Source organism: Fibrella forsythiae (assembly GCF_017353175.1).
In the GTDB taxonomy this organism is placed as follows: Bacteria; Bacteroidota; Bacteroidia; order Cytophagales; family Spirosomataceae; genus Fibrella; species Fibrella forsythiae.
In genome coordinates, this window is the sequence record NZ_JAFMYW010000010.1 from 1 (window position 1) to 13,678 (window position 13,678).

Annotated in this window: 12 protein-coding genes; 4 read left to right on the forward strand and 8 right to left on the reverse strand. The window is 52.5% G+C overall.

Annotated elements, in window-relative coordinates; translation table 11 throughout:
- Positions 1-318: 318 nt before the first annotated feature.
- The 3 genes from J2I46_RS25930 to J2I46_RS25940 form a co-directional block, all read right to left on the reverse strand.
- Positions 319-1,806 (reverse strand): glycoside hydrolase family 130 protein, encoded by a 1,488-nt coding sequence (locus J2I46_RS25930; protein WP_207332005.1) that lies wholly within the window; start codon positions 1,804-1,806, stop codon positions 319-321.
- 146 nt (positions 1,807-1,952) lie between these two features.
- Complete coding sequence (locus J2I46_RS25935) at positions 1,953-4,307, reverse strand: glycosyltransferase family 4 protein (protein WP_207332006.1); 2,355 nt, start codon at positions 4,305-4,307, stop codon at positions 1,953-1,955.
- A gap of 142 nt (positions 4,308-4,449) precedes the next feature.
- Positions 4,450-5,031 (reverse strand): T9SS type A sorting domain-containing protein, encoded by a 582-nt coding sequence (locus J2I46_RS25940; RefSeq protein ID WP_207332007.1) that lies wholly within the window; start codon positions 5,029-5,031, stop codon positions 4,450-4,452.
- Between the two features lie 139 nt (positions 5,032-5,170).
- Here J2I46_RS25940 and J2I46_RS25945 point away from each other — a divergent pair, with 139 nt between their 5' ends.
- The 3 genes from J2I46_RS25945 to J2I46_RS25955 all read left to right on the forward strand — a co-directional run bounded on the left by J2I46_RS25945 (position 5,171) and on the right by J2I46_RS25955 (position 6,348).
- Positions 5,171-5,329, forward strand: a complete 159-nt coding sequence (locus tag J2I46_RS25945; protein WP_207332008.1) for a hypothetical protein — start codon at positions 5,171-5,173, stop codon at positions 5,327-5,329.
- Between the two features lie 163 nt (positions 5,330-5,492).
- Positions 5,493-5,912, forward strand: a complete 420-nt coding sequence (locus J2I46_RS25950) for a VOC family protein (protein WP_207332009.1) — start codon at positions 5,493-5,495, stop codon at positions 5,910-5,912.
- A 37-nt stretch (positions 5,913-5,949) separates the two neighbouring features.
- Positions 5,950-6,348: a DoxX family protein gene (locus J2I46_RS25955; RefSeq protein ID WP_207332010.1), complete on the forward strand. Its 399-nt coding sequence runs from the start codon at positions 5,950-5,952 to the stop codon at positions 6,346-6,348.
- 175 nt (positions 6,349-6,523) lie between these two features.
- Here J2I46_RS25955 and J2I46_RS25960 read toward each other — a convergent pair whose 3' ends face one another.
- The 4 genes from J2I46_RS25960 to dtd form a co-directional block, all read right to left on the reverse strand.
- On the reverse strand, positions 6,524-7,093 hold the full coding sequence (locus tag J2I46_RS25960; protein WP_207332011.1) for a DUF3109 family protein: 570 nt from the start codon (positions 7,091-7,093) through the stop codon (positions 6,524-6,526).
- A 5-nt stretch (positions 7,094-7,098) separates the two neighbouring features.
- Positions 7,099-9,423 (reverse strand): LysM peptidoglycan-binding domain-containing protein, encoded by a 2,325-nt coding sequence (locus tag J2I46_RS25965; RefSeq protein WP_207332012.1) that lies wholly within the window; start codon positions 9,421-9,423, stop codon positions 7,099-7,101.
- A 3-nt stretch (positions 9,424-9,426) separates the two neighbouring features.
- Positions 9,427-10,068 (reverse strand): O-methyltransferase, encoded by a 642-nt coding sequence (locus J2I46_RS25970; RefSeq protein WP_207332013.1) that lies wholly within the window; start codon positions 10,066-10,068, stop codon positions 9,427-9,429.
- Between the two features lie 137 nt (positions 10,069-10,205).
- The gene (dtd, locus tag J2I46_RS25975) at positions 10,206-10,655 is read right to left on the reverse strand and encodes a D-aminoacyl-tRNA deacylase (protein ID WP_207332014.1); all 450 of its coding nucleotides are present in this window, start codon (positions 10,653-10,655) and stop codon (positions 10,206-10,208) included.
- 199 nt (positions 10,656-10,854) lie between these two features.
- On the opposite strand from dtd, the gene J2I46_RS25980 reads away from it, so the two are divergent.
- Positions 10,855-12,249, forward strand: coding sequence for a sensor histidine kinase (locus J2I46_RS25980; protein ID WP_207332015.1), 1,395 nt, complete (start codon positions 10,855-10,857; stop codon positions 12,247-12,249).
- 71 nt (positions 12,250-12,320) lie between these two features.
- On the opposite strand, the gene J2I46_RS25985 is transcribed toward J2I46_RS25980, so the two are convergent.
- Positions 12,321-13,577 (reverse strand): metal-dependent hydrolase family protein, encoded by a 1,257-nt coding sequence (locus J2I46_RS25985; protein ID WP_207332016.1) that lies wholly within the window; start codon positions 13,575-13,577, stop codon positions 12,321-12,323.
- Positions 13,578-13,678: the final 101 nt, after the last annotated feature.

A 13,678-nucleotide genomic window follows, 5' to 3' on the forward strand; every position in this document is an offset into this window, starting at 1 on the left:
GGCCAGCAGGGGAACGCTGAAAAGGCACAGCAGTAGCTGTGTCATCATTAAAAGTTTTCTCATTGTGAGTTGATCAGTTTACGTGTAAATGGTAATCATAGTATGCCTATAGAAGATAGCTACAAGGCTTACCAAAATTACCAGATAGTTGTCAAGCGAACAAATGGATTTTAAAGCTTTTTAACTGTCGATTATTTGGTAATCTGCAGAAAGACTTATATAAAATTTTGCGAACAAGGTATTTGAAGAATTGTACTCAAAATAAAAAATGCCTCTCCAGAAACCAGAGAGGCATTTTTTTGGTAACAATTACTTAATCTATACCAGTTCAATAGGATGCTGAGTGGCTATTTTTACTCCCGTTAACTCAGCCAGTAGTTCATCTAGATTTACGGTGGCAAAACTGCTGGCATAATCAGACATAGCGTACGGAATAATAAGCGTATTGCCATGAATTTGACCGCCGCAGCTATACACCACATTGGGTACGTAGCCTTCGCGCTCATTTTCGTCGGGACTAAGCAACGGTTCCTTCGTTCGGCCAATCACTTTGGATGGGTCGTTGAGGTCGAGCAGAAAGGCACCGATAGCATACTTACGCATGGGGCCTACGCCATGACTCAGCACCAACCAGCCCGCCTCCGTCTCGATCGGCGATCCGCAGTTGCCCAGTTGCACATATTCCCACGGGTACGTTGGTTTGACAATTAATTCCTTTGTTTGCCAAAAATACAGGTCGTCGGAGTACATCAGAAAGATGTTTTCGCCATCCTGCCGCGACAGCGTAGCGTAGCGCCCGTTGATCTTTCTCGGAAACAGAGCCATGCCTTTGTTCTGTACTTCGGCCCCGTTGAGCGTGCTGATCGAGAAGTGGGTGAAGTCTTTTGTTTCCAGCAACTGCGGAAACGTTACCCGACCATTATAGGCGGTGTAGGTTGCGTAGTAGGTGATCTCGCCATCGTCGTCGCGGAACTCCACAAAACGAGCATCTTCGATACCATTCGTTTCGTTGGGCGAATGCGGGAAGATGCAGCGTTCATCAATGCTCTGGTCGTCATCGAAGTGCATTTCATAATTCGACCGCGCCAGGGCAAGCAAACCGCTCGTGATCGTTTCGTATTCGGCATTATGGCGAAACTGACTCATGACCCGCTTCACCTGCGCCTCAATGTCCTGAAGGGTGAATTCATCGCTGAGGCCAGCCAGAATTCCTTCCGAAATGCTATTGATCAGCCGTAACTCATACAGTTTCTTAACAAACGTATTCTTGTCAAACTGCTGGCTAACAATGGCTTCCGGCGAGGTAACGTACCTGGATGGCTTCTGAAGAACCACTTTGCCTTCTTCGTCGATATACCCGGTTCGAAACGAAATAGACGAGATATGCCCCTCGCCAGTGGCACGGAGGCTGAGAACGAATCGTTTGTAACCCGGCGGCAGGTTTCTCTGGTCGGGGTGCCAGATCATCGACGGGTTGAAAAGCGCCGCCGATTCCAGCGAGTATTCCATCGTGAAATAGGCCCCCAGCAGCAGTTTACGCTCATCGGTCAATGGCTCATCGGTCAGCAACTGCGCCTTTACCTGATCAAAACGTCGTAAGAAAAACGTGTTCAGCTTGTGATGGCGGTTGCCAAATTCGCGAATCACCTCATCGAGCTTCTGACGAACTTCATCTTCCGTTAGCGAGTTAACACGGGCAATGATTTTTAGAACTCGGGTACTGTTACCCAAGTCAAAGGGACGAAATAATACCCGAGCCGGGTCGGGACGCAGCACGACGCCCGTGCGAGTGGCTTTGATGCTCATAGGCAGTTTTCAGGAAGCAAAAGTCAGTTACCAGATATCAATTGGGGCATAGTGCTCCTGTTCTACTAAAATAGGTTTCGATAGATGAACGATGCACAACTGGCGACTGATTAATGTTGGCTGATAAAATCTACAGATTTACCCGGCTAAGATAACGCACTCGCCACTGATCGGGCTATTGATTTTTCAATGGTTGGTTGAAAAGCCTGTTGCAATTCGGCTAGTGATAAGAGATACGATAGTGTAGATTCAGCGCCTTGGTTTTGGTTTACCCGATCGATGTGCAGCCCGTCGCGGCAACCGCCCGTGAGCGAATCATAGAGTGGTAATCCCAAATCGTTGAGGCCTGTAAACCACCGAAATACGCGCATCGCTTTCCGTTGCCAGTCGGTATCTCCCGTAACGCGCCAGGCCGCGAGGCAGGCCGAAATGGAACTGTATGCCTCCAGTGGCTGCTGATCGAATTCGGCCCGGTGAAGTCCTTTTGAATGGAATCCGTTTGAACCAATAGGTTGAAAATGAGTGCGATTGTCAGTCGATAGGTTGCCTTTCTGAGTCACAGGAGGCTGCGGTTTGGATGTTTGTAATTCCATGAGCCACGTCAGGGCTTTCATCCCTACAGCAATCGCTTCTTCGTTACCAGACACAATCAGGGCATGGCACAACACGCCATTATCATAGGCTACGGTGTCTTCAAACCACTGCCAGTCGGGGGTGGCTGTTTCGCTAAAACGGAACATCAGCTTATCAACCAACTGCTTGCAAATATTTTTGGCCAGGCGGTCGTCGCTAAAGCGTTTCAGGTACTCGTGAATACCCAACAAGGCGAAGGCCCAGGTTCTTGGCGATCGCATGGTTAGAATCGTTGGCAACACCTGCTCAAATACGTTCATGGCCCATACCAGCGGATTGTGTTCGTCGGTACGCCCAATGCATGTACCCAGCGCCCAGATAGTGCGGCCAGTGCTGTCTTCAGACCCCACATCCTCAAGCCAGCGACGGTCGTAACTCATGAAATTCCGGAACTGCTTGTGTTCATCGGAATAGGCATAGTTCAGGAATGCCATGTAGGTGTCGGCCAACTGGTCAATCCGGCGGTCGTGCACACCCGATTCTTTCAATAATAGCGTCAGAATAAGTGCACGGGCGTTGTCGTCGGTACAGTAGCCTTCCTCATAAAAGGGCAAATGATACCGGGCATGCTGGATCATTCCGGTCGAATCGGTAAGCCGGTACAGATGGTCAAGTTTTAAGGTTGGCAGATGGAGGCCACCGCCAAGGCCACCCGGGTAAAGCCCCGGCGTGTAAGTTGCGCTCATGCGTTCTTTCCGGGCCTGGGCAAATGAATCAGCGTACTGATTGATGACATGTTCCCAGGTCATGCTGCGTCCCATCAGATAAGCGCGTTTCCGCATAGCATGCCGGGTTGGCTCATCACTAAGCAGGTTGATCACTTCGTCGGCAATCGCGCCTGAGTCACCAAACGGGACCAGACGCCCCCGGTCATCGGCCAGTAGCTCCTCCGCATGCCAGTAGGGCGTAGAAATAACGGCTTTGCCCACGCCAACCGAATAGGCTAACGTACCTGACGTAATCTGGGCAGGATTCAGGTAGGGGGTGATGTAGATATCGGCGGCTCCCAGGAATTCGAGCAGGTCCTCGAGCTCAACAAACTGGTTGTAGAACTGCACGTTGTTGCGCACTCCGTTATCCTCGGCCAGTTGTTTCAGCTTATCGCGATAGGCTTCTCCTTCGTGCCGGATCAGGTGTGGATGGGTGGCGCCCAACACCATATACACTACGTTCGGAAACTGCTCTACAATGCGGGGAAGGGCATTGATTACGTTTTCAATGCCTTTATTGGGAGAGAGTAACCCGAACGTAAGCAGGATCTGCTTGCCTTCCAGCCCGAACCGATCTTTATAGAAGTGCGGATCAACAAACGGCATATCAGGTATACCGTGAGCAATCACGTCGATTTTCTCGTCAGGAATTTCGTAGATCGTTGTCAGGAACTGCCGCCCCTTTTCCGACATACAGACTACCCGTGCCGACAGGTCAGCGATGGCTTTCAGGGTCAGTAATTGATCCTGATCGGGGTTTTTAAGGATGGTGTGGAAGGTTGAAATAATGGGCATCGTCAGCCCGCGCAGCAACGTCAGTATATAGTTACCCGCCGGCCCGCCGTAGATGCCATATTCGTGTTGCAGGCAAACCACCTCAACGTTTTTGGAATTCAGAAACTCGGCCGTTTTACGATAGGCTTCCAGGTCATGCTGGTAGAAGTCGTAGCGCACTTCGGGGGGGTAATCGTAGCCTTCTACTGTGTCGTTGACTGATACGACCCATGGCTTCGCGTCTGGAACAAATCGCGCATACGACTGGTACATATCAGCCGTAAAGGTGGCAATACCACACTGCCGGGGGAGATAATCACCAATGAAGGCTACGTTCTTCGGATTTTGTTTTCGGACAGAGGCGGAGGTGGCGTTCGGTATCATAACAGAATGAGTAGGGAGCTTTAAAAATATCAACATAAAATGACCAGACCATGTTTGAATACATTATAGAGTGGTCTAAACGCGAAAAGCCAGCACACACGTGCTGGCTTTTCTAAAGTCTACGCAAGTAATTACCTGTACGCTATTGTTTTAGCAGGCGGATGGTTTTCGTCTGGTTACCAGTCTGCAGTTGGTAAATGTAAACGCCGGTTGGCAGGTTAGCACCCTCCACACCAACTTTATACACACCCGCTGGCTGCAGATCGGTTGGTGCGTTCTGACGAAGAACAACGCCGCGCGAATCGGTCAGAGTGTGTTTCACCGTACTGCTTTCGGGTAGTTTGTATTCAACCGTTGTCTGGTCCTGAAATGGATTAGGCCAGGCCGACACGGTCAGGTCTGCGCTTGCCTCAGTTGCTCGGGCAGATACTGGCGAAACTATTGCGGCGAAAACCGATCCGGCCCTGGCTTCAAAACCGGGCTGAAACACAATGGCTTTGCCGGCAGTATATGTAGCCGTAGCGGCACGTTCAACACGGTTCGATGCCGTGATTTGCTCAACTGCCTGCACATCGAGCGGCGTATCGGCTTTTACGGCGTCAACGACTATAGCTACCGTATTACTAAAAACGGTTTTGGTAGCCGTGGTACGTTGAGTCACGTTCTGCGCCTGAGTGGCGGCGGCGGCAAAGCAAAAAGAAATGAGAAGTAGCGTCTGTTTCATGGAAGCCAATCGTTTTCACAAGTTTACATAAATTAAGGCAATAGTTTATTTATTGTCTTATAAAATGACGGACAGGCGATTAACCGATTTCCCGACAGAGAGGTTATTTTTATAGAGTCAAAGGCCCATACAACCATTTATGAAAGTAGAACACATCCGCGAGCAACTGCACCTGCTCATTGACGAGGTCGACGATATTTATGTCCTTAATGGGCTATATCGTAATCTGCTGGCCGATAAACGGCAGCGGGAAGCCTACGAAGAACAAATTCGGAAGACGAAAAAGAAGGACAAATAAAGGCGTCAGGCGGTTTGGGTAACGTCGATGGGCGAGTACTGGCGAAGCACCTGGATATAGTCGGAAAGATGGCGCAATTACCCCCTTAAGTTGCCGCTATCACCCCCCGCTTACGGGTCTCAACGGTGGTAAATTTGATCTGTAATCAAACAACAACTACTGTATGAAACAGATCAATGCGTACATGCACTTCAACGGTAACTGCCGGGAGGCCATGACGTTTTACCAGGAGTGTCTGGGTGGTGAATTAACCTTGTTGCCAGTAGGCGAATCACCAATGGCTGAGCAACTGCCTGCTCAGATGAGTCAGCACATCGTGCACGCTACGCTGAAGAGTGACGGACTGCAACTGCTGGCTTCTGACCTGTGCGTTGGTGATGGAGAAGCCATCGGTCATTCAATTTCGTTGTTCATCGATTGTGCCAGCGAGATGGAAATCAGCGCATTATTTGATAAGCTCTCCGCTCATGGGCAGGTGGTACATCCGCTGGAAGATACGTTCTGGGGCGCTATTTTTGGCGATCTGACAGATCAGTTTGGCTTCCACTGGTGCCTGAATTTTGCCAAAAATCAGCCCGTATAACCTAGGTCACTACACCCGCTTAAATCCTTGTTGCATCATGAAAAAGACAAATATCCTGTACTGGATCTTCACCGGCCTGTTCGCTTTCTTTATGCTCGGTTCGGCCATTCCCGACATTCTGATTATGCCTATGGCCGTGGAAGGTTTCAAGGGCATTGGCTACCCGGCCTATCTGGTTCCGTTTCTGGGTTGGGCCAAACTGCTGGGCGTAATCGGTATTCTGGTGCCGGGCTATCCCCGAATTAAGGAATGGGCCTACGCCGGATTGATGTATGATATCATTGGCGCGATCTATTCCGTGGCGTTCATTGAGCCAATCGGCACCTGGGCCCCCATGCTGATCATCCCGGCTATCGGCGCGGTGTCGTATGTCTACTACTGCAAACGGCAACAGCTACGGGCAGCAACAAACCGGCTGGATCTAGTGCCTAACTGACAACATAGAAGCGTACCTGCAAAAACTATAGATCAGTGAATGAATGATGAGAGCCATCGGCCCGGCCAATCTAAACTAGGCCGAGCCGATGGCTCTCATTTGTGTGGACAATCCTGTGTCGACGGGTTAAAAATCGTTGCCATAACAGGAGCCAATGACTCTTACAGGTACGTTCTTACTCTTTCTCGCCTTCGATCTCTTCTACCAGTTTGTCGTACCAAACCTGGCCATAGGCGCGTACGAGGGCTTCGCGCACAAATTTGTAGACAGGTACGTTCAGTTCCTTGCCGAAGCCGCAGGCGGGCGCACAAATGGGCCAGCGGTCGTAGTTAAGGGCGTGATATTGCTCATACTTCGTGACGCGGATGGGGTACAGGTGGCACGAAATCGGCTTCTTCCAGTTAACTTTTCCGTCATTGTACGCCGCCTCGATACCGCATTTCAGGATGCCTTTTTCATCGTAGATTGCGTAGACGCACTCCCGACCGCCAACGGTTGTGGTCACGTAGTCGCCATCTTCGTCTGCTTCGTACAGTCCCTGTGCTTCAATAGCCTGAATGCCCGCCGCCGAGAGGTAGGGCTTCACTTCAGGATACACTTCCCGGAGCTTGTCCAGTTCGGATCGTTCGAGCGGAGCACCGGCGTCTCCTTCGACACAGCAGGCACCTTTACATTTTTCGAGATTACAGACGAAAAACTGTTCAGCAATGTCGTCGCTGATGACGGTATGGTCGATTAATATCATGGGCGTTACAGGCTTACTTTCAACTTCTGACCCTCCTTCACACCCAAATTGGGCAAATCGTTCCATTGCATCAACTGCTCAATGGTTACGTTGTAGGTCTTCGAAATCCGGTACAGCGTTTCGCCTTTGGCCACCACGTGGTAAGTAGGTTCGGCTACAGGTGTTGCCACAGGTGCTGGTGAAACCGGACGAGTGGTGGCCCCCGACGCTGCGGCTGGCACTGATGTTGGCTGCCCAACTGGGTAGCCCGATGGCACGTTTGGTACCACCAGTGATTGCCCAACAGCCAGCTTATCGTCTAGTGTCAGGTTATTGGCTGCCAACAGGTCTTCAACACTGATACCGTAGTAGCGCGACAGGCTGTAGTAAGTTTGCCCGGCCTCAATGGTATGTTTCATGGTGCGGCCTTTGCTTGTCTCTGCCGGAGCCGGGCTAGTTGTCATCGGCGGCAGGGGGGGAATGGAAACCGTCTGATTCCGCGGAATCGGTGTGCGCTCAATCGGCTGTTGCTGCTTTGCCGGCGTGGTGGTTGTAACAGGTCGTGTGGCAGGGGCACTGGCTGTGCTGCCAACCGGATCTGGCGTTTCTGGCAACGTACCTGGCACCTGGCGGGCAGGCGTAGTGCGTTCGCGTACAGATTCCCCTTCTGAACGCACAATGATGGTGCGTTGTGGCGAGCCGGCATCACGGGGCGCTGCTATAGGCACTTCAACCGTTTCGCCCGGATTTGCCCGGTCGGGGGTTACTGCCGTTGTCACCGTGGGCGTTGGCGACGCGGCAACAGGTCGATTCGTCGGATTTGAAGCTGTTTTCGACGGAGCTGGGTTAGGCTCAGCTACGCGTTGCTCATCAGTCTGTGCCGATGGGGTAGCACTGCCAACCAGTTTGGGCTGATAGCGTTTCCGCTCAGACGCGTTACGCGGAATCTGCCCCGATGCGGTGGCGTCCATACCCGGCCGCTCAACAACCGGGCGGTTAGAAGGCGTGGCAGGTGAGTTGTCGTAAACGGGCGGGGTAGGGGCGGTGATGACTTCGATCGGCGTTTTAGATGGGCGACGTTCGCGCAGCCAGAGCACTCGGCCTACCTGAAGTTTCTGCACCCGGTCCATCCGGTTGTAACGCAATAGTTTTTTTAGCCGCAGGGCGTACCGTTGTGAAATGCCGCGCATGGTTTCGTCGGGCCGGGCCGTGTGGAAAGGTACCAGCGCTTTCTTACGCTTCTTGGCCAGGTAATATACTTCGCCCGAGGAAATAGCGTCGCGCTCACCCAGGTCATTGAAACGCAGGAAGCTCGACAGGCTGATCTTCGCTTTCCGGGCCAGTGAGCCAGCATTGTCGCCGTCCTGCGCCTGAATACCCGGTAGCCCGTTTATTTCATACAACACCGGGTCATTCACCGACGTGGTGGCCAGGGTTACGCGCTTCAACACCGGAAAACCAATATCGTCGGTTATAACGGCTTTGATCGGCTTATCGGTCGTTTGGGCAATGCGTTGCCGCAGGTCGTTGATCTGTCCGTTAGGCGTCGGGATAACCAGTACGTACGGCTTGTCGATGGGTACATGGTCGATCAATAACCAGCGGTTGTAGGTACGTATGTCATTGGCATTCAGGCTAAGTTCGCCCGCAATTTCATTGATCGTCTTGCCTGCTCCGCCCGTGTATTCAACCAGCGAGAACGTGTTGACGGGCTGGTAGGTCCTGATGGCGTATTCGACCGCCAGCTTGTGCGCAAAGAACCGAAGCATGTACCGGTCTGTACGACCGTCGAGAGTAATATCGCGCGAATTGGCCCACTCTGGTGACACGATCTTGCTGATGCCGCCGGTGCCGAGATAAAACGAAAAGAGCGATGATAACCAGTTGGTATACATGCCGTTACTGCGACGAAGGTAACGCGCTGCGGCGGCTGTAGATGCCGAAATGTTTTTCCGCTCGTCTACCTCTTCGTTCACCACCATGCCATAATCCTGGGCTGTTTCGCGCTTAAACTGCCAGAAACCAACCGCTTGCGACGACGAAACGGCATCGGGCGTGAGCGAACTTTCCTGCAGGGCCAGGTACTTAAAATCGGTCGGAATCTTTTCGTTCAACAGTACCGACTCAATGATCGGGAAGTAAAGCAACGCCCGGTCTAGTTTGGCGTTCCAGTACTGCCGGTTGTTCATCAGAGCGTTTACATCCTGCTGAATCAGCCGCCGGGCGTCGGGGTCGAAACGAACAGTCAGGTCGGCAAACGTGGCCTGCTCTGGTACGGTTGGCGTTGGCAACGGCTGGGCAATGCTTGCCAGCGTGAGCCAAAAGAGAAAGAAGGAGAGGGCGTATTTCATAAGTTATAATTTGCGGGCAATGAGAACACCGTCGCGAACGGGCAGCAGAATATTCTCGACGCGTGAATCTGTGTGGATTTTCTGATTAAAGGAAATGACCGCCTTCGTGTCGCGATCAGCGGGCTTCACCGGCTCAACCACTTTGCCGCTCCAGAGTACATTATCAGACAGGATAAAGCCACCAGGCCGGACCTTATCAAACACTAGATCGTAATACAGACCGTAATTTTCTTTGTCGGCATCAATAAAGACAAGGTCGAACGTTTCGTTCAGCGTAGGAATGATCGCCTCTGCTTTCCCGATGTGCAGCTCAATCTGATTGGCAAAGGGCGTTTCTGCCCAGTAGCGACGGGCAATCGACTCCAACTCCTCGTTTTTATCAATGGTGATGAGTCGGCCGTCTTCGGCCAGCCCTTCGGCCAGACAAATGGCAGAGTAGCCCGTAAATGTGCCGATTTCGAGTATCCGCCGGGGTCGGATCATGTGCGCGAACATGGACAACAGCCGCCCCTGCAAATGTCCCGACAGCATGCGCGGGTGGAGTACGTGGGCGTAGGTGTCGCGGTTAAGCCGCTGTAGCACATCACCTTCAGGCGAGGTGTGGTCATCGGCATAGGTGGCAACATCAGTAGGCAGAAAGTTCATTCGGAACGCGGCAACGCGAGGATTAACTGTAAAAGTACGTTTTTCTCCAAAAACGGTAGAAATGTATCATCAGGTATACGGCATTTGGCGTGCCCTGGCCGCCTGCAAACGTACCTGGCCGGGCGTTGCCCACTCTGTTACGGGTTTTTGGTGTCGATGATAATCGTTACGGGGCCGTCGTTAATCAGAGACACCTGCATGTCGGCGCCAAATTCACCGGTTTGAATAGGGTGCCCGAGCGCATCAGACAGCCGGGCAATCATCTGTTCATACAACGGAATGGCTACCTCGGGGCGGGCGGCTTCAATGAAACTGGGCCGATTGCCTTTTTTTGTTTCGGCATGAAGCGTGAATTGACTGATGAGTAGTATACTGCCGCCCACAGACGCCAGATCCAGATTCATCTTTCCGGCTTCATCGTTGAAGATGCGCATCCCGGCAATCTTTTTCGACAACCACACTACATCATCGGCCGTATCCGAATGCGTAACGCCCAGTAATACCAGAAAACCCTGTTGAATCTGACCACGTACCTGATCGTCGATGCGAACAGTAGCCTCAGACACACGTTGAAGAACAGCAATCATACAATAGCGAAGCAGAAGAACTTCCTGCAAAGCTAACCTCGTTCTGATTGATATGAGCAGGATGTGTGGTCTATGCTCTCTCAGTAAGCCTTTTACACAGCCTGTCTACCTGTTTTTCAGTTATACGTACATCGCCTGTCTGGCAGACCGTTAACTTACCTGCCAGAACGTAAACCACGGGCATTAAACTCACTTTCTCATGGCTACTCTTGCCGACCTCCAGGCATTTCCGCAGTTTAAGAACGTACCTGACGAGCAGTTAAACTGGCTTCTCGACCGGGTAGAGGTAGCTGATTTTCCGAAAGGGCGTGTTATCAATGAAGCGGGAAAGCCAGTCGATTCATTGCGGTTATTGCTTGACGGCCAGATTAATATACACGGGCAGGCGTCTGAAGACATGATAACGTACCTGGCTCCGGCGGTGCTTGGTCTGTTACCCTACTCGCGGATGTCGGAAGCCCGGTTTCCTATTGTTGCTGAAACGGATGTTCGCACGCTGGCCCTGCACCGGGATCACCTTCGGGAAATGACCCGCCAATGCTACGAGCTTACCGAAACCTTTGTTCAGCAAATGACCGATCGGGTTCGGACGTTTGCGCATCAGGTGCAGCAGGAAGAAAAAATGGCGTCTTTGGGTCGATTGTCGGCCGGGCTGGCGCACGAACTCAATAACCCTGTGGCGGCTATCGTCCGCAATGCTGAGGCGCTGAAAACCCATATGCGGGCCACCCCCGAACGATTCAAAGTAATTATGCGGCTGGCTCTTACCGATGAACAGACCGACGCAGTAGACGAATGGCTGTTCGAGAAGCTGGACAACCGGCCAAAGACCCGCTCGTTACTGGAACGAAGCAGCCTGGAAGATGACCTGACCGATTGGCTCGACGATCATAGTATTTCGCCCAACGGTTCTGATGCCGCTGATCTGGCCAGCACTCTGGCCGATTTCAACTTTTCGGAAGACGACCTGGAGTATATCCTGGAACAGGTAGGTGCGGCAAACCTGACGGGCGTTCTGGAATGGGTCAGCAACAATCTGGTCACCGAAAAACTGGTTGTCGATATTGGCGAAGCATCGAACCGGATGGCGACGCTGGTAGCCTCGATCAAATCATACACACACATGGACCGTGGGGCGGGTAAAGAGTTGATCAATCTGGCAGAAGGCATTCAGAGCACGCTCACGCTGCTGGGCCACAAGGTGCGCGCCAGAAACGTAACCGTAACCGTTGATATCCCAACCGATCTGCCCGAACTCTGTGGCTGGCCCGGCGAACTGAACCAGGTATGGACCAACCTGATCGATAACGCACTGGATGCCATGCCGGAGAAAGGCGGCTCTCTTACGATAAACAGTGTACTGGATCGGAATCAGTTCGTGCTGACTACCTTTACCGATAACGGCTCAGGCATTCCTGACGCCATCCAGAAGAAGATTTTTGAACCGTTTTTTACCACAAAGGGCGTTGGTAAAGGCTCTGGTCTGGGCCTTGATATCGTTCAGGGCGTGATCAAACATCACAATGGCAGCATCAAGGTACAATCCAAACCTGGCGAAACCACCTTCACCGTTTGCCTGCCAGTTGAGGGGTGACTGGTTGACTGGTGAAGTAGTTGACTGGTTGATTGGTTGGCTGGTTATTTGGCTATCAGCCAACCAGTCAACTACTTCACAACCGCCCCACCTTTCATTACCATCCGTACCTGACGAATGGCGTTGATCTGACGGGTTGGATCGCCTTCTACGGCCACCAGATCGGCCAGTAAGCCAGCTTTGATTCGGCCACGATCGGCGAGATGAAACACATCGGCGTTGACCGATGTAGCCGAACGGAGCACATCAGTTGGTGTCATGCCGTAGTCGACCATCAGTTCTAGTTCGCGGGCGTTCTCGCCGTGTGGGAACACGCCCACATCGCCGCCGGCGCAAATGATGACGCCTGCCTGAAGTGCCTGCTTTACCGTCTGGCGTTTTTGTTTGAGGCGTTCTGGTTCCGGCTCGCCCCGTTTCCAGCCCCGATACTGAGCAATAGCATCACCAGCCGCAATGGTGGGGCATAGCGCGGTGCCGTGCTGCTTCATTAAGGCAAAGATCTCCGGTGTTCCGGCGTCGCCATGCTCAAGCGTTTCGCAACCCGCCAGAATAGCGCGCCGCATGCCTTCAGCCGTGCCCGCGTGGGCAACCACGCCCCGGCCACTGCTTTTGGCCACCTCCACAATCAACTTCAATTCCTCAATTGTGTAAGTGGGTCGGGCATCGGCCATCAGCCCCCAACGGTAATCGGCGTAGACTTTTATGACATCGGCACCTTTGCCAATCTGCCGCCGTACCGCCTGAATGAGCTGGTCGTGACCATCGGCTTCTTCGGCACCTTGAGGTATGGTTATATCGGCGCTGAACCCTTTCGGTGCGTAACTGCCTGTAGCTATTAGTGCCCGTGTGGCCACAACCATCCGTGGTCCCTGAATAATGCCCTGATTAATGGCCTGCTTCAGGCCCACGTCGTCATAATCAGCGCCTTCTGTGCCCAGATCGCGAACAGTGGTGAAGCCCGCCCGAAGGGTTTTTTCGGCATGAACCGTTGCCCGGGCTACCCGCAGCGAACGCGCCTCGCGCAGCACCTGATCGTCCCAGGGCGTTTCGTTATAAGGGTGCAGCAACAGGTGTGAATGCCCTTCGATCAGACCCGGTAGCAGGGTCGTGTTGGGCAAATCGATGACGGTTGCCGATGTGCTGCTCCCGCCTGTCAGGCTGGCGACTGGCCCAACGGCATCGATCTTATCACCACGTACCCGAACGCCCCACCCTTCGTGCATGGTTTCCCCATCAAACACGCGGGCGGGCCGCAGTAACGTAACTGTCTGAGCAAACGTGGAAACAGTAAAGAGAAAGGTAACTAGATAGCAGTAGATGAAGCGCATGGGCTATTGGGTCAGAATCCAATGCCTAATGTAAGCAACAGTGGTCATATTGCCGATGCAGGTACGTTGCTGTTGCTTATGATTGCCGTTCTGTTTTGCTG

Bases quoted from the DNA above. Each gene is read 5' to 3' on its own strand.
- J2I46_RS25930 (WP_207332005.1), bottom strand. From the start codon at position 1,806: ATGAGCATCAAAGCCACTCGCACGGGCGTCGTGCTGCGTCCCGACCCG.
- J2I46_RS25935 (WP_207332006.1), bottom strand. From the start codon at position 4,307: ATGATACCGAACGCCACCTCCGCCTCTGTCCGAAAACAAAATCCGAAG.
- J2I46_RS25940 (WP_207332007.1), bottom strand. From the start codon at position 5,031: ATGAAACAGACGCTACTTCTCATTTCTTTTTGCTTTGCCGCCGCCGCC.
- J2I46_RS25945 (WP_207332008.1), top strand. From the start codon at position 5,171: ATGAAAGTAGAACACATCCGCGAGCAACTGCACCTGCTCATTGACGAG.
- J2I46_RS25950 (WP_207332009.1), top strand. From the start codon at position 5,493: ATGAAACAGATCAATGCGTACATGCACTTCAACGGTAACTGCCGGGAG.
- J2I46_RS25955 (WP_207332010.1), top strand. From the start codon at position 5,950: ATGAAAAAGACAAATATCCTGTACTGGATCTTCACCGGCCTGTTCGCT.
- J2I46_RS25960 (WP_207332011.1), bottom strand. From the start codon at position 7,093: ATGATATTAATCGACCATACCGTCATCAGCGACGACATTGCTGAACAG.
- J2I46_RS25965 (WP_207332012.1), bottom strand. From the start codon at position 9,423: ATGAAATACGCCCTCTCCTTCTTTCTCTTTTGGCTCACGCTGGCAAGC.
- J2I46_RS25970 (WP_207332013.1), bottom strand. From the start codon at position 10,068: ATGAACTTTCTGCCTACTGATGTTGCCACCTATGCCGATGACCACACC.
- dtd (WP_207332014.1), bottom strand. From the start codon at position 10,655: ATGATTGCTGTTCTTCAACGTGTGTCTGAGGCTACTGTTCGCATCGAC.
- J2I46_RS25980 (WP_207332015.1), top strand. From the start codon at position 10,855: ATGGCTACTCTTGCCGACCTCCAGGCATTTCCGCAGTTTAAGAACGTA.
- J2I46_RS25985 (WP_207332016.1), bottom strand. From the start codon at position 13,577: ATGCGCTTCATCTACTGCTATCTAGTTACCTTTCTCTTTACTGTTTCC.